The organism is Citricoccus muralis (genome assembly GCF_029637705.1).
Taxonomy (GTDB): domain Bacteria; phylum Actinomycetota; class Actinomycetes; order Actinomycetales; family Micrococcaceae; genus CmP2.
In genome coordinates, this window is sequence record NZ_CP121252.1 from 2,839,356 (window position 1) to 2,855,234 (window position 15,879).

The 15,879-nt window shown below is 65.0% G+C and carries 14 protein-coding genes and 1 pseudogene; 7 read left to right on the forward strand and 8 right to left on the reverse strand.

Features of this window, described 5'->3' with window-relative positions:
• Positions 1-597, forward strand: a complete 597-nt coding sequence (locus P8192_RS13075; RefSeq protein ID WP_278157449.1) for a YdhK family protein — start codon at positions 1-3, stop codon at positions 595-597.
• A gap of 149 nt (positions 598-746) precedes the next feature.
• Here the strand turns inward: P8192_RS13075 and P8192_RS13080 are convergent, their stop codons facing one another.
• Positions 747-1,154, reverse strand: coding sequence for a four-helix bundle copper-binding protein (locus P8192_RS13080; protein WP_110123100.1), 408 nt, complete (start codon positions 1,152-1,154; stop codon positions 747-749).
• Positions 1,155-1,507: 353 nt separating this feature from the next.
• Here P8192_RS13080 and P8192_RS13085 point away from each other — a divergent pair, with 353 nt between their 5' ends.
• The 3 genes and pseudogenes from P8192_RS13085 (at position 1,508) to P8192_RS13095 (ending at position 4,959) form a co-directional block, all read left to right on the forward strand.
• A complete protein-coding gene (locus P8192_RS13085) occupies positions 1,508-2,833 on the forward strand; it encodes an ISL3 family transposase (protein ID WP_278157450.1) in 1,326 nt (441 codons plus the stop codon).
• Between the two features lie 42 nt (positions 2,834-2,875).
• A pseudogene (locus tag P8192_RS13090) lies at positions 2,876-3,307 on the forward strand (AAA family ATPase); the annotation flags it as partial.
• A gap of 281 nt (positions 3,308-3,588) precedes the next feature.
• Positions 3,589-4,959: an MFS transporter gene (locus P8192_RS13095; RefSeq protein WP_278157451.1), complete on the forward strand. Its 1,371-nt coding sequence runs from the start codon at positions 3,589-3,591 to the stop codon at positions 4,957-4,959.
• A 107-nt stretch (positions 4,960-5,066) separates the two neighbouring features.
• Here the strand turns inward: P8192_RS13095 and P8192_RS13100 are convergent, their stop codons facing one another.
• The 5 genes from P8192_RS13100 to P8192_RS13120 form a co-directional block, all read right to left on the reverse strand.
• The gene (locus P8192_RS13100; protein ID WP_278157452.1) at positions 5,067-7,310 is read right to left on the reverse strand and encodes a hypothetical protein; all 2,244 of its coding nucleotides are present in this window, start codon (positions 7,308-7,310) and stop codon (positions 5,067-5,069) included.
• A gap of 159 nt (positions 7,311-7,469) precedes the next feature.
• Positions 7,470-8,081 carry a hypothetical protein gene (locus P8192_RS13105; protein WP_278157453.1) on the reverse strand — a complete coding sequence of 204 codons (612 nt, stop codon included), beginning with the start codon at positions 8,079-8,081 and terminating at the stop codon, positions 7,470-7,472.
• A gap of 6 nt (positions 8,082-8,087) precedes the next feature.
• A complete protein-coding gene (locus P8192_RS13110; RefSeq protein WP_278157454.1) occupies positions 8,088-8,597 on the reverse strand; it encodes a hypothetical protein in 510 nt (169 codons plus the stop codon).
• On the reverse strand, positions 8,597-10,252 hold the full coding sequence (locus tag P8192_RS13115; protein ID WP_278157455.1) for a hypothetical protein: 1,656 nt from the start codon (positions 10,250-10,252) through the stop codon (positions 8,597-8,599). Before P8192_RS13115 ends, P8192_RS13110 begins: the two co-directional genes overlap by 1 nt.
• Positions 10,249-10,572, reverse strand: a complete 324-nt coding sequence (locus P8192_RS13120) for a hypothetical protein (RefSeq protein ID WP_278157456.1) — start codon at positions 10,570-10,572, stop codon at positions 10,249-10,251. Before P8192_RS13120 ends, P8192_RS13115 begins: the two co-directional genes overlap by 4 nt.
• 66 nt (positions 10,573-10,638) lie before the next feature.
• On the opposite strand from P8192_RS13120, the gene P8192_RS13125 reads away from it, so the two are divergent.
• The 3 genes from P8192_RS13125 (at position 10,639) to P8192_RS13135 (ending at position 13,585) form a co-directional block, all read left to right on the forward strand.
• Complete coding sequence (locus P8192_RS13125; protein WP_278157457.1) at positions 10,639-12,171, forward strand: protein adenylyltransferase SelO; 1,533 nt, start codon at positions 10,639-10,641, stop codon at positions 12,169-12,171.
• A gap of 194 nt (positions 12,172-12,365) precedes the next feature.
• Complete coding sequence (locus tag P8192_RS13130) at positions 12,366-13,277, forward strand: hypothetical protein (protein WP_278157458.1); 912 nt, start codon at positions 12,366-12,368, stop codon at positions 13,275-13,277.
• Complete coding sequence (locus P8192_RS13135; RefSeq protein ID WP_270107081.1) at positions 13,274-13,585, forward strand: hypothetical protein; 312 nt, start codon at positions 13,274-13,276, stop codon at positions 13,583-13,585. The genes P8192_RS13130 and P8192_RS13135 overlap by 4 nt, the downstream gene beginning before the upstream one ends.
• Positions 13,586-13,587: 2 nt before the next feature.
• Here the strand turns inward: P8192_RS13135 and P8192_RS13140 are convergent, their stop codons facing one another.
• Together P8192_RS13140 and P8192_RS13145 are read right to left on the reverse strand one after the other, a co-directional pair.
• Entirely contained in the window at positions 13,588-14,445 is an 858-nt protein-coding gene (locus P8192_RS13140) for a methylenetetrahydrofolate reductase (RefSeq protein ID WP_278157459.1), read from the reverse strand.
• A gap of 108 nt (positions 14,446-14,553) precedes the next feature.
• Complete coding sequence (locus P8192_RS13145) at positions 14,554-15,795, reverse strand: GmrSD restriction endonuclease domain-containing protein (RefSeq protein WP_278157460.1); 1,242 nt, start codon at positions 15,793-15,795, stop codon at positions 14,554-14,556.
• Positions 15,796-15,879 lie beyond the last annotated feature (84 nt).

Consider the following 15,879-nt stretch of genomic DNA (forward strand, 5'->3'; position numbering starts at 1 on the left):
ATGAACAAACTGACTCTGATGACTCGACTTACTCTCGGCGCAGCAGTGGGGGCCTTGGCCCTGACCAGCTGTGCCGGAACCGGTGACGACGAGACCGCCCCAGAATCCACGTCCACCCAAGACCAGGCGCAGACCGATACCTCCAGTCCCGATGCGCAAGCCCACGATCATGACCCGGACGGTGGGCCACCACCGTCGGGAATCCAGGAAGCCACCGATCCCACATATGCCGTCGGCGACCATGTGATCCTCAACGCCGACCACATGCCCGGCATGGATGGTGCTGAAGCCACCATCTCTGGTGCATTTGATACGACCACGTATTCGGTGAGTTACACGCCCACCGATGGCGGTGACCCGGTGACGGACCACAAATGGGTTGTCCACGAAGAACTCGAAGACCCCGGCGAAGCGCCGCTTGAAGCAGGCAGTCAAGTCCTTTTGAATGCCGATCACATGCCCGGTATGAATGGTGCCGAGGCCACCATTGATCGCTCCACCGACGAAACCGTCTACATGGTCGATTTCGAGATGGACGGCATGGAAATGACCAATCACAAATGGGTCGTGGAAAGCGAAATCCAACCCGGCAACTAAGACCCCACCAGCCCACACCCCAGCAGGTGGCTGCATCTATCGCCACGAACCAGCGATGGCCGACCGGTGCGAAGTAGTGGCCATAATGCCAAAGGACCAGTCGGAGAGGCATGTTTCGACTGGTCCTTTGGGCTACTGGATATGGTGGCTTAGCCGATAACTGCCAGCAGGTCTGCGCAGGCCTGTTCACAGCGTCGGCAGGCCTCAGCACATATACGGCAATGGTCGTGCATGTCGGCGTGTTTTTCACACTCGGCGGCACATTCTGCACACGCGATGCGACATGCTTCTAACACTGCCTTCACGGTGGCCAGGTTACTGCCGGTGCGCCGACTGAGGATGTGGCCGGTTGCAGTACAGATATCGGCGCAGTCGAGGTTGAGGCGAATGCAGTTGCGCAGTTCGGTGACCATCTCCTCTCCCAGGCAGGCATCGGCACATGCGGTGCAGGTCTGGGCGCATTCGAAACAGGCGGCAATACAGTCGGCAAGCTTGGCTACGTCAAGATCACTGGTGGTATTGGGGTGGGTTTCAATCATCGAAGTGATATGGCTCACGGGTATCGTCCTCCTACAACACAGCGGTTTCATTCTTGCTCCCCGGAAAATGGCCCGGTGGGTGCGATGCTACGCCCTTGCCTACCGTTCAATCTAGAGGCCGACCAGCAACATAGATCATCCCCGCGCAGGTGGGCGCCCTGCCGGTAAAAGGTGCAAGTGAAAACTATCGCAATCACGACCCTTGTGTTCTGACGGCCAGGGTCACCGATAGATGTGTAAAGAAGGGTATACCCATTTACAGGCTCTTCCCAGATGAGGGTGTAGGTCGGCCGGGCGCGTCGGTCCGCAGATAGACGTCGAGGTCTCCCGCCGACGGAGGTTCCTACGCCATCCATCCGAAAGACCTCGACGTGTCCGACGCTACCCCGCCGGCCGGCTTCGGCCGCCCTGACCTGACCGCCTTCGCTCGACTCGACGGCCTCGGTCTGAGCGTGACCGGACAACGACTTGAACCGGATCGTGCGGTCCTCGCGTGCCGCGTGGTGGAACCAGATCAGTGGTGCCGACGGTGCGGCAGCGAAGGCGCTGCTCGTGACACCGTGATCCGGCGGTTGGCCCACGAGCCGCTGGGCTGGCGACCGACCGTGCTGGAAGTTGTAGTGCGCCGCTACCGCTGTGCCGACTGCGGACACGTGTGGCGCCAAGACACCAGCGCCGCGGCGGAGCCACGCGCGAAGCTCTCGCGCACCGGGCTGCGGTGGGCGCTGGAACGGATCGTGGTCGCACACCTCACCGTCGCCCGTGTCGCCGAGGGACTCGGGGTCGCGTGGGACACCGCCAACAACGCGGTCCTGGCTGAAGGCAAGCGGCTGCTGATCAACGACCCCACGCGGTTTGAGGGCGTGAAGGTCGTTGGCGTCGATGAGCACGTCTGGCGCCACACCAGGCGTGGTGACAAGTACGTTACCGTGATCATCGACCTCACCCCGGTCCGCGATGGCGCCGGCCCAGCAAGACTGCTGGACATGGTCGAGGGCCGGTCGAAGGCGGCGTTCAAGACCTGGCTCGCCGACCGCGACGACGCCTTCCGTGACGCGGTCGAGGTGGTCGCGATGGACGGCTTCACCGGGTTCAAGCCCGCCGCTGCAGAGGAGATCCAGGACGCGGTCACGGTGATGGATCCCTTCCACGTCGTGCGCCTGGCCGGTGACGCCCTCGACAGGTGCCGGCGCCGGGTCCAACTCGCGATCCACGGGCACCGTGGGTTCAGGGACGACCCGCTCTACAAGTCGCGGCGCACGCTGCACACCGGCGCGGACCTGCTCACCGATAAGCAGAGCGACAGGCTACGCGCGCTGTTCGTTGATGACGCTCACGTCGAGGTCGAGGCGACCTGGGGTGTCTACCAGCGCATGATCGCCGCCGATCGCCACGAGGACCGGCAACGTGGCCGCGAGCTCATGGAGAAGCTGATCACCGACCTCAGCGCCGGCGTCCCCAAGGTGCTCACCGAGCTCACCACCCTGGGCCGGACCCGGAAGAAGCGAGCCGCTGACGTGCTCGTCTACTTCGAACGACCTGGCACCAGCCACGGGCCGACCGAGGCGCTCAACGGACGGCTCGAACACCTGCGCGGCTCCGCACTCGGGTTCCGCAACCTGACCAACTACATCGCCCGAAGCCTGCTCGAGACCGGCGGCTTCAGACCCCAACTCCTACACCCCCGATTGGGATGAGCCGGTAAACTCACCGGGCCACCCAAAATGCGTACTAAAAATATTGACCTGATTATCATCGATGAATCCGAACGCCTGCGTCCCAGCGCTCTCGAATACCTCCGAGATCGCTACGACCGCACCAATATCGGGCTGATCCTGATTGGTATGCCCGGCATCGAAAAACAGTTCAGCCACTACCCCCAGCTCTACAGCCGGGTCGGCTTCGCCCACGAATACCGACCCTTGGCCGAGGAAGAACTGCGCTTTGTCCTTGAACGACGCTGGCGCAAACTCGGTCAAACCCTTGACCCCGAGGACTACACCGACGCCCAAGCCATCGCCGCGATCGCCCGCATCACCCGGGGCAACTTCCGCCTCGTCGATCGACTCTTCACCCAAATTGAACGCGTCATGAAGATTAACGAGCTGCGCACCATCACCGACGACGTCATTGAAGCAGCCCGATCAATTCTGGTGGTTGGCCTGACCTGAAGCCGCCAAATAAAGCTGCGAAATCCCGCCAAACGAAGTTAACAGTCACACCGAGAAGGGTCCGTTCAACGACATCGCGCTTTCTGGTGCAAACCCGTCGGCATGGACACCAGCCAAGACCAGCAGGATGCCCAGAGCGAGCAACACCGATCCGAGCACAACGCTGCCGGCAGATCCGAAGGCATCCCCGGCGCCACATGTAACGCTTTCACAATGATTGACATTCACAAACAGTTCTAGTTGGATGGCTCTGTGACCCAGACCACCAAGGAGCTGAAGCCATGAGCACTTCCGCAGCGCACCCCACGTCGACGTCGTCGGCAACGGCCGCGATTGATCACCTCGACCCGGGCCAGAAAAGGCGCGAATCTCGTCGCGTGATTTTGTCCAGCTACCTGGGCTCGACCATCGAGTTCTACGACTTCTTGCTCTACGCTTCAGCCTCGGCGCTGGTGTTCCCGTACATCTTCTTCACCGGCCTAGACCCGCTGGCCGCGACGATCGCCTCGTACGGCACCTTTGCCGCTGGCTACCTGGCGCGGCCCTTGGGCGGGGCGATTTTCGGCCACTTCGGCGACAAGCTGGGCCGCAAGAAAATGCTCGTGCTCTCCATGTTCATCATGGGCGGGGCGTCCACGCTGATCGGCCTCGTGCCACCGGCCGAGCTGATCGGCTCCTGGGGTGCCGTGATTCTGGTACTGCTACGCATGGGCCAGGGTATCGCCGTCGGCGGTGAATGGGGTGGCGCTGCGCTGATGGCGCTGGAGCACTCCGAGAAGGGTCGGCGCGGATTTGCGGCGTCGTTTACCAACGCTGGCGCACCCAGCGGTGCGGCTCTGGGCACCTTCGTGCTCGGCACCTTCGCCGCCGTGCTGCCGCAGGACCAGTTCCTCGCGTGGGGCTGGCGCGTGCCGTTCCTGCTGTCGTTCGTGTTGCTGATCATCGGCATGATCGTGCGCTCGAAGATCTCCGAATCGCCGATTTTCACCGCGGCCATGGAGCAGGCGGACCAGCAGAAGAAGGAGAAGCCGAAGCTACCGATCTTGCAGGTGCTGCGCCGCCCGAAGGCGCTGCTGCTGACCATGTTCGCCGGCGCCTCCGGCTTCGGACTGCAGGTGCTGCTCTCCACCTTCTCGGTCAGCTACGCCACCGACTACGGCGCCGAGCGCTCCCACGTGCTCTACGCCTTCGCGATCGCCTCGGTCGCCTCGATCTTCTTCGTCGTCTTCTTTGCCCATATTTCCGACAAGGTGGGACGCCGCCCGGTCATGCTCGTGGGCCTGGTGCTGTTCGTAGCGTTCTTGTACCCGATGTTCGGGCTGCTGCGGTCGGGCAGCTGGGTGCTGATTCTGCTGGCGTTCACCATTGCGCTGGCCCTGCACGCGGTGATCTACGGCCCGCTGGCCGCGTTTATTTCGGAGCAGTTCGGGACCGGAGCACGCTACACGGGCGCTTCGCTGGGCTACCAGTTCGCCACCCTGATCGGTGCGGGTTTCACCCCCACCATCCTGGCCTCGCTGTACGCCTCCACCGGGGGCGTCTCGGTGACGCCGGTGATCTGGTTCCTGGCCGGGATGGCGGTGGTCTCCGCCGTCGCGATCATCCTGACCCGGGAGTCTAAGAACCTGGATCTGGAGACCCACGAACACTGAGTCAGCACAGCAAACAGCACCGCGGTGGAGCCCTTCACTGGAACCCCACCGCGGTGCTGTTTTAGTCACTTCTTGAGTGACGTGCGTTGAGTTAGTTGAGCTAGCGGTCAGCTCACCCGACGGCGACGACGGGCCCGCAACAAGAGCACGAGCGGGATAGCCAGGAGCGCCAGCGGCACCAGGAGCAACAGACCGGACGGGGATTCCGTCACCGACGCGGCCCGAGTGGAGCCCTCGAGGCGCTCGGTGCCCGAGGCCAGCTCGGTCGATCCGCTCGCGAGCCGGGTGGTCCCGTCGGCGAGAGCCTGGTTGCCTTCAGCGAGTTCATCGGCTCCGGCATGGAGCCGCGTCGTCCCCTCTCCGAGATCACCGGCGCCGGTGTCGAGCTTCTTCAGGCCGTCTTCGAGCTTGCCGGAGCCTTCGGCGAGCCGGTCGGCACCGTCCTGGAGCTGCAGCGCGCCCTCGAAGAGCTGTGCATTGCCGTTCTGCAGTTCGCTGGCGCCATCGCGCAGCTTGAGCGCTCCGGCAGCCGCGTCGTCGGCACCCTTCTTCAGGTCCGGGGTCTTGGACGCGAGCTCGGAAGTACCGGACCGCAGCGTGCCAGCACCTTCGGCGATGGCGCCGTTGCCTTCGGCGAGTTCGTGAGCGCCCGCGGTCAAGCGTCCCGTACCGGCTTGCAGCTCGTCCGCACCTGCCACCAGGGCACCCGAGCCGTTCTTCAGCTCGCCGGTACCCGCCTTGAGCTGGGTTGCACCGTCGGCAAGGCGACCTGCGCCCTGGGCCAGCTGGTCGGTGCCGGCGACGAGTTGGCCCGCGCCACGACCCAACGCACCGGTGCCTTCCCGCAGTTTGCCTGCGCCGCTGGCCAGTTCACCGTTACCCTCAGCAAGCTGGGTTGAAGCCTCAGCCAGCTGCGCGGTGCCGGCCAGCAGGCCCGGGTTCTCGTCGCCGTCGCCGACGAATCCTGCCTGGATCTGAGCCAGACCGGCATCGAGCGCGCCTGCACCCTCGGCGGCTTCCGCACCGCCAGCATTGAGCTCCTTCAGCCCTGCCGACAGGTCGCCTGAACCGGCTTCGAGACGAGCGGCCCCGGCGTCGACCTCTTCCAGGCCAGCGGCGAGCTGAGAGGTTCCGTCCTGCAACTGCTCGCTACCTGCGGCGAGCTGTGCGGCACCGTCAGCGACCTGGCCTGCACCGCTGTTCAGCTCCTCGAGCTGAGCGAGGAGCATGCCCACCGGAACGGCCGGGTTGTCTTTGGCGAACTGCAAGAGCTCCGCCGTACCATCGCTGACCTGAGCCGCACCGTCGCTGAGTCGCTGAGCCCCCGGACCGGCCTCGGCCGCACCGGCAGCGAGCTGGCGCGCGCCATCGAGGGCGGCCGCGGTGCCGGCCTTGAGTTCTGTCGACCCGGAAGCAAGCTCGTCTGCACCGGTGGAAGCCTGTCCGATTCCGGCCGACAACGTATCGAGGCCTTCCTTCAGGTCACCGGAACCCGTCTTGGCGGAATCCACACCGGCGCCGAGCTGCTGCGCGCCGTCGTTGACCTGGGCGGCACCGCCGGCAAGGGTGCCAGCACCCTCGGCAGCGGCCTGCGCACCTTCGGCCAGGCTTGCGGCACCGGCGTCAACCTGCGATACACCGTCCGCGAGTCGGCCAGCGCCGTCCTTGAGTTCACCGGCCCCGGCACCCAGTTCCTGTCCGCCGTCAGCGAGAGACTTAGCCCCGGCGTCGACCTGGCCAACACCCTCATCGAGCCGACCCGCGCCGTTCGCGAGGACGCCTACGCCCTCGCCGAGCTCGGCTGCTCCGGCACCCAGCTGGTTCGCACCCTCGTGAGCCGAGGTAGCACCGGTCACCAGTCGACCGGCCCCGTCGTCGAGCTTCTTCGCGGCAACATCTGCACGTCCCGCACCGTCGGCAACCTTCGCCACGCCCGTACCGAGTGCCTGGCCGCCTTCGGCGAGCGCCGCGGCACCCTCCGCTGCGCGACCCGCTCCATCAGACAGCGACGTTGATCCCTCGGCAAGAGCTTCCGCACCCGCAGTCACGCTTTGAGATCCGCGGTGCGCAGTGCTCGTGCCGTCCTTGAGGTCGGCGGCTCCGTCATTCAGGTCGGAGGCGCCCTGGGCCAGCTCGGATGCACCCTCAGCGGCCCGGCCGGCTCCGTCGTCGAGTTCACTGATGCCATCCTTGGCCTGACCCATCCCCTCGTTCAGCTGGGCGGCTCCCTTGGATACCTGGCCACTGAACAAGGCGAAGAGGGCAAGGCCTGCGATGAGGAATAAGGCTAGGAGCACGGTGATGACGGTATGCATCAACCCTTGCTGCCGTGCGGCATGGTGTGCGTTCATGAGATTCCTAAAGAAAGTCGGACAGCGACGACCGGCAACACGAAAGTGACGCCCGCCACAGGTCGGTGTGACCTGGGTTACATCTAACCTTCTCTCGAGTAACTTAGCAACTCCGCGATCGGACTTTCTTGGAAACGGTGATTCTCCGTGACCTCGAACTCAGTATTTTTCGTGGATGCTGTACTCCTCGCCGAGGGCAAAGCACGGGCTCCAGGCGTTGACGTTGAGCAGCGGGTCGCCGTCGCGGTCAGAGCGGGCGCGGATGGTGATGAGGTAACCGTCGTCAGTGGTGAGGCTGCGGCTGGCCTGCTCCTCACCGTTGACGGTGACGGTGCGTTCGGAGGCAGCCCAGCCTTCGTCCTGTTCCAGTGCGTCCAGCAGGCCCTCGGCCAGGGCCTCCCCGTCGGCGTCGTCGGTCAACCGCAGCGAGGCCCCGGCTGGATAGGTGACCCCGCGTTCCTCGGTAGAGCTGGAACTGACATCACTGCCCAGCAGGTCCTCGCAGGTGATCAGACTGCGCTCTATTTCGCCCGGACGCGGCAGGGGCTCAGCGTCATCGATCGCCTCGGCGGGCACCCGAGCCTGGATCTGTTCGAGTAACTCAACGCTGCCATCGCGCGCCTGCTGAGGGGTGAGCTGCGCCAGCTCTTCTGCCTCGTTCGGGCTGGATCCGATGCTGCAGCCGGCCAACACCAGTGCGGTCAGGCCCAGGACGAGCAGAGCACCCCCGGAATGTAGTGGGCGTCGACGTCGAGAACGGGGGAGGGACATGGCGGGTCAGTACTTTCGGTGCGGGGAAAAATCGACGGGCGGAGTGAATCCGGGGCTCAGCACGGAAACCCGGATGAATGGCTGCTGCGTCTCCGCACGCATCGGCAGCACCGAGACCGCGTAGCCGCCGGGGGCCGTGAGGATTCGCTGATCGCTCAGATGGGCGGAGGGCTGTGAGCGTTGCTGGGCGGACCAACCGGGGCGCTGTTCGAGCTCGTCGATGATCTCGGTGGCCAGGCGGTGGACGTCGGTGCCGGGGAGCACCGCCACGGAGCCGCCGCCGGGGTATTGGTAGCGTCGGGCGCCCTGGGCTTCGGACCGGTTCTGGGGCCCGTCCAGCACATCGCCGGGCACCAGGGTGCGGGCCACTTCACCGGGGCGGGGCGGTTGCTGATCGGCTGCGGCTCGCACCGATTCCGGGACGAGCGCTAGCGCCTCAGCCACCAGCTCGAGCGCGGTGTTCCGCGCCTGCGGCAACGTGAGCGGCTCGCCGCCGGGGGGTTGCGACGTCGTCATCAGTTCATCGCCTCCAGATAGATCTGATCGAGCACTTCCTGGTTCGTGGCCGGGCCCTGCTGCATGCGCGTGTGGTGTTCTACTCCGCGGGGGAAGATCCAGAAGCGGTTCGGTTCCCCCTCGAAATGGTGCTGTTCGAAAGTATCGGTCATCTGGTGCGGCGTGTTGGACTTGGCCACGTCCACGGCGTTGATGGCGTCCCAACCGTACTGCATATGATCGTATTCGGTGGTGGGGTTCGCTTCCCAGTCGTTCACGGTGTAGGAGCCGGCCAGCGAGATGACGTTGTCATAGTGCGATCCGGCTTGTTCCGCCCCGGAGAGCACGGTCATCCCCGCACTGTGCCCGGTGCCGGTGGTTTCGGCGTCGCGGAAACTGTTCTCGAGTCCCGCGGCGTCGGTGAAGCTGTGCACCCGGTCGCCGAGCTCCTGCATGCTGTTGCTGCTGATATTGCTGCGCTCGCCCGTCCAGGTCACCCACGGGCCATCTTTGACGGCGAACCCGACGACGTTTTGCCCGTCCTCGGCGCCGGTTTCCACCATGTACTGCGGAATGTTCTGCACCGAACCGTCCACGAAACTCTCCCAGGTGGTGGAGGTGCCTGGCACATGTGTGATGACCTCGTCGGCGGGTTGGGTGAGATCCCCCATCACCTGGATGATCCGGTCGTTGTCGCGGTCGAAAAGCACTGCGCCACTACCCGGGGCCAGCAGACTGTTCAGGTACTCGCGCTCGGGGATGAGTTCGTCGAGGCGCTCCTCCAGATCGTTTTTCGTGTTGACGTGCTCGTACGCGTCGGCCCGGTTGGTGATCGTGGTGAGATCCAGTTCGTCCAGTTGCTGCTGGATGTCCTCGATCTCGATGTCGATCTCCCCCACCGTTTCGTCGATGGTGATGCTATTTGCGGTGACCCGGTCTTGGAAGGGGATCCCGTCGAGGTTGCCGAGCACCTCGGGATGCTCCTCGAGCAAGCGCTGCTGGGTGGTGGCGTCCAGACTGTCCCAGACCCCGCGCACCTCGGCTGCCGTGCCCGCGTCAGTGAGCAGACTCAGATCCGGTAGCTGGTTCGGGGTGAGCTGAGAGGTCTCGACGGCGGTGTCGCTGGCGTTGCCGTCGGCCAAAGAGTCCAGCGCGGTGACCAGGTCTGTGTCGACGTCGTCGGCGGTGCCCAGCAGCCGTTCGATCCGCTCTTCCAGCGAGATGCGATGGCTGATGGCGATCGTCAGTGCCGGGGTGTGTTCCACCGGCATCGAGTAGCCGTACTCTTCGGACATCCGCTCACTCTGCTCGCGTGCCCGGGCGAAGGTCGACTCGGCGATGGATACTCGTCCGTCGTCGTGCAGCACGAGGCCCTGGTCGGTGGCACTCGCATAGCATTCGCGCACGTGCTGCTCGATCTCCCCAACCCCCTGGCTGGCCACCAGCAGTGCGGTCACCCCGTCGCTGAGCAGCGCCTCGATCAGGTCGGAATCGGCGCGCAGCTCGGTCAGCCGGGTGCGCAGCGCCGTGGCCGTCTCCCCGGTCGAGGCGATGCTTCCGGCCATGCGAAACAGGTCCTGGCCTGCGGTTTCGGCTGTTCCTTCGCGCAGAAGAAATTCGTCGTACGCTCGCAGCAGTGGCTCGGCGTTCCAGCGGCGCACGTCTTCCCACCTCATGGGGTGGGCCCCGTTCCCACCCCAGGGAACAGCCGGGTCACACCGGCCTGGTCCTGGCTGAGCAAGTCAACCTCGGCGAACTCTGCGTTGCCTGCGGTCTCTGTGACCCCCTCCGCCAGTGCGGAAACCGCCTCGTTGACGGCGGTCAAGGCCTGGCTGTAGCTGGTGCGGGCCCGCGATCCGGGCATGGCCGTGCTGACCGCGCCGTCCACGCCCACCAGGGCACCGTCGGATTCGAGATCCGCGGCAATCAGCCCGGCACGTCCGGCCACCGTGCTGAGCTCTCCGTCCTCGAGCGAGAGATTCTCCACCGGGGGCATCGACCCTCCTCTGTATACCGTTCCCGGTGTGAGTCTAGCGGTTGACCGCGGGTCTACGATGGCCTTATGGCTGTTTCCAGCGCCCCGATCACCTTGAGCGCCCGCTTCGCGCAGGCGTTTCCCGAGCTGTCCATTCCGTGGCAGGCCGAGGCCACGTACGACCCGGGGCTGGTGATCCTCAACGAGGAGCTGGCGCAGGATCTGGGGCTCGACATCGAATGGCTGCGCACCGCGGACGGGCTGCGCTTTCTGACCGGAGAGGCGTTGCCTGAGGATGCTCAACCGGTGGCCCAGGGCTATGCGGGCCACCAGTTCGGCATGTACTCGCCGCGGCTGGGCGACGGCCGGGCGCTGTTGCTCGGTGAGATCACCGACGCCGAGGGGCGCACCCTGGACCTGCATCTGAAGGGCTCGGGCCGCACCCCCTTCGCCCGGGGTGCCGCTGACGGGCAGGCCGTGCTCGGCCCGATGTTGCGCGAGTACCTGATCAGCGAAGCCATGCACGCGCTCGGCGTGCCCACCACCCGCGCCCTGGCCGTGATCACCACCGGCCGTGAGGTGTACCGAGACACCGGCGGTCCCGGTGCGATGCTGGTCCGGGTCGCGTCCAGCCACCTGCGGGTCGGCAGCTTCCAATATGCTCACGCCCTGGAGTCCAATGCTGAGAACGCCGAGAGTTCTGGGCTGGTCGCACGGCTGGTCGAGGAGTCGCTGCACCGGCACTACCCGAGCGCCGTCGCGCAGCATCCCGAGGTTCCGGCAGCACTCACTCTGTTCCGGGAGGTCGCTCACCGCCAGGCGAAACTGGTTGCACAGTGGTTGCAGCTCGGCTTTATCCACGGGGTCATGAACACCGACAACATGACGATCTCCGGGGAAACCATCGACTACGGGCCGTGCGCGTTCATGGACGAATTGGATCCGCGCACCGTGTTCTCCTCGATCGACCACCAGGGTCGTTACGCCTTCGGCAACCAGCCGCCCATCGCAGAGTGGAATCTGGCCCGCCTCGGGGAGACTCTACTGCCGCTCATCGACGACGACCCGAACCGCGCCATCGAGGCCGCCCAGCAGGTGCTGAATGACTTTGCCGAGGCGCACCGGCAGGCATGGTTCGACGGGATGCGCACCAAGCTCGGGTTAAGTGCAACAACAAACGACGATGTGCTCAAGCATCTCACCGATCGGCTGTTCGCCCTGATGGCCCAGCACCGCACCGACTACACCTCGTTCTTCCGCATCCTCGCCACGGCGGCACAGGTGCCCGCCGACCAAATTCCGGCCACGCTGGCACAGGTAGTTCCCGACGACGCAGAATTTCACGCCTGGGTGGAGGACTGGCAGCAGCTGGGCCCGGACCCGGAGCTGATGGACCGGACCAACCCGATCTACATTCCGCGCAACCACCTGGTCGAGGAAGCCCTGGCCGCAGCCACCGGCGAGCTGGACTTCGGGGATACGGCCGAGCGTGATCTGGCGCCGTTCCAAAGTCTGTTGGAGGTCCAACGGCACCCGTTCGCGGAGCAGCCGGGCCGCGAGCGCTACGCTTTGCCGGCCCCGGAGACGTTCGGGCGGTTCGTCACCTACTGCGGGACCTGAGCGGGCCTGCGGAAGTACCACCAGACACCGACGCCGAACAGCACACCGAGCGCCGGAAACACGGACGCCACCATACGCGTCTCCGGGTACAAGACCTGTTCCCCCATCAAGGTCGGCGCATCGGGCAAGTAACGCGGGGCCGGTAGACTGGTAGGCACTGACGCACCGAGCACCCTGTTGACGAGGACTTCCCCATGACACTCGCACCCTCCACTGTTCAACGTGCCCCACGACGACGGCGCGCTGCGCTGTCCACCTGCGCCCTCGCCTCCGTTGCCGCCCTGGCGCTGACCGGTTGCGGCGAAGCCCTGGAAGGTCTCGACAACCTCGACGACTTCAGCAACGCCACCCCGTCGACTTCTCCCAGCGCGGACGCTGACTCTTCCTCCACTGCCGAACCATCGGCGAGCGCGGACTCTTCCGAAGGTGCCGCCCAGTCCACCAACGGGTTGGTCTCGTTCGACGACGAAGCCACAGAATTTCTGCAGCTGCGCCCCGCCGAACAGCACGCGGCCGAGGCGCTCCCCGCATTGACCACCATGGTGGAGTCCATGATCGACGCCGGTGGCGAGAGCCTGCGCATGCCGCTACCGAACAACCGCCCCTACCGGGTGATCTCCTGCGACGTGCCCGACGAGGTACTCGACGCCGCGGGCTCGGCGACACCCACTCCCACCACCACCCCGAGCGCGCCCAGCGAGTCCGGGGAGCCCTCAGACAGCACCACCCTCGGCATGACCACCGCCGATAACGGCGCACTGCCCACCGAGGCCGCCCGCATCGTGATGGATAACCTCTCAGTACAGGATCTCGATCCGGTGCTCGTAGCCGACACCGGTGATGACCTCTTCGGCGCGGTGGGCTACAGTGAGGCGGACAGACCCGCATCCATGGCCGGATACACCACGCTCACCTGGCTGGACGAGGATAACGGGGGTGAGATCGTCTCGCTCACCTCCGAAGGCAGTCACACCGCGCTCAACGCCCGCAGCTCGTGCCTTCCGGCCCACGATCTCAACGCGCTCGAAGATCAGGTCCAGGAGCTCAACGACGAGTTCCACACCCGGATCTTCGACACCGACGACAGCGAGGAGTCACCGGAATGATCGTTGCCATCACCGCAGACACCGGACTCGTGGTGGAGCAGAAGCACGACCTCAAAGCCCTGGCCGTGCAGGCACGCGGCGTCACGATGGACGACGTCGACCAGGTGCTCACCAGCACCGGCCTGGGCCGCCTCGACGGCGAGCACGCCTGGCTGAGCATTTCCGAGCTGCGCGATCACGCCCGCATCGATGACCCTGAGTGGGATGAGGAGTTCGACGCGATGATCAACTACGCCCGTTCACAGTCCTGGCTCGACGAGACCGGCACCGCCGTCCGCGCCCACGTGGACCATTCAGCTACTCACTAAGCTCAGTTCGCGAGGCGACGGTTGATCCACCGCACGCTGTCGGCCATTCCGCCGAACGGGTACAGGTGGAACAGCACGTCACCTCGATCCTCGTTGCTCAAGCGGTTCAGGCCCGCGGTAAGGTCATCCAAGAATTGGTCGGCGCCGAACTGTCGGTCACCGTCGAATTCCCTATCGCCATCAACGGTAGCCACGCCATATCGTTCCGCCGCATCGTCCGTGATGTTCACCCCGAACTGACGCGCGTAACCCACGATAGTACTGGCCTTCGCCGGCCCCGGCACACCGATCCGCACGGGAACGGTGATCCCTTCGGAGCGCAGGCTCTTCAGCCATTCCACGATGGACTCTGGGTCAAGCGCGTACTGCGTGGTGATCTCGACGTCTCGCCCGGCATCCTGCAGGAAGCCGAGTTTCCAACGCAGACTGTCCCAGAGTATGTCCGTTTCGATTTTCGGGTGCCCTTCTGGATACGCGACGATACCGACCTGCTGGATGTCGTATCCGTCCAGGAATGCGGTGGACATGAGCTCCATCGAGTTCTCGAAGGGACCCGCCTGCAGGTCAGGATCTCCACCGACCAGCAAGACCCGACTCGGCGACGCGACGGCGAACAGTGCGTCGATGAGCTGATCTCGATCTTCTCCGGAGCGCAGACGGCGGGAGGAAATGATCGGGACCGGCTCAAACCCGCCAGCGCGAATCACGCTGGCCGCGTTGACACGTTGGCTGTGGTGCTCATTTCCAAGGAACGCGATATTGATCGGGGTTCCCGCGGGAATCGCGTCCTTCGCGTCCTCGATCTGCGCAATGGCCTTACCGGTGACTTCCAAGGTGTATGGAGCTCGAATGTCGTGCATGTCCCTCACCAAATTCTCCCTCAAGAGCAGTGTGCAAGACCACACGGCGGTCTCACCTTAGAGTTATTCTATCGGCCGTAGAAAAACTCGCGTAGCCCCGGCGCCTTGCTACTCGCAGCCCACTCCGTCGCCGTCGCCATCGAATTTGGTCTGCCACCCCGGGTCCCCGGGGTAGATCGGGTCGGCACCGGCGGCACGCACTTCGGAGCAGTTCTGGTAGTACACATCCGCCGCAGGAGCCGGTTGTTCGTCTCGCGAGGCGGCCGGCACGGGGCGTGCCGGAGCCGGCGCGCCGGTCTGCACCGGCGCCTGGGTGGCGGAGGTTGCCGCCGCTGGCACGGCCACTCCCCCTTCATCAGACGGAACCGGTTGATCCGGGCACGAGGTGGTCAGAATGCGGTGGATCGCATCATGCTCGGCCTGAGTCATCCAGAGATGGTGCTTGGCTTTCACCGCGGTCTGCAACGCCACGTATTCACAGCGGAACGCTTTGTTCGGGGGCAGCCAGGTGGCGGCATCCGAATCACTCTTGGCCATATTGGTGGGACCGTCGACGGCGAGCAGGTTCAGCGGGTCGTTCGCGAAGACTTCACGCTGTTCCGGGGAGAGCTGCTGGGCGCCCTTCTGCCAGGCGTCCGACAGGGCCACCACGTGGTCGATCTGCACCAGAACCGAGGTGTCGTTGCCGCGCACGAAATCGATGCGCGTGCCGGTGAAGGGATCGTGCAGCACACCGGATGCCACCACGCACCCCTGGGTCCCCGGACGGTGCACTACCTCAGTCAGATCTCGATTGAGCATGTCGTTGCGGGCATCGCAGCCGTTGCGATCTGGATCTTTCCAGCCTCGGCCGAACAGATCACGGTCATAGCCGGTCCGTGGCGCGCGCCCCTTAATCTCGATCGTCTCGAGTTGCGCCAGTGCTGTTCCCTGAGAGGGCTCTGCACTCGTACTCGGGGACGCACCGGTCTCCGAAAGGGAGGGAGCCGGTTCCTCGCTCAGGGTGGGAGCTTCGCTCGCCTCGGTCGGTGACGGGCTGGAAGCGCTCGTTTCACTCGGCTCAACGCTCTCGGTCGGGGAGGCTTGAGTCGCGGACGGTGAAGCGGAGACAGCCGAGCCTGAGGCAGTGGTTTCATCATCCGTGTCCGGCAGGGTGGCTCCGAAAGCCACCGTCGCCGCCAGGAACATCACGACGCTCGCGCCCAGCGCCTTGCCAGTGGTTTGCGGACGACGCAGACCCATCCAGCTCGGGCGGCGCAGCACCAGGGCATAGAGCGCGCTGATCCCCAAAAACACCGCGAACACCACTGCGGTCAGCGCGATTCCGGCAACCCCCTGATTGGCCACCATCGTGACCAGAAGGGACAGGAAAGCCAGCAACACGATCCATCGCGACGTCGACGGGCCTCTCCGCTTTTTCGAGGGCCGCACTGG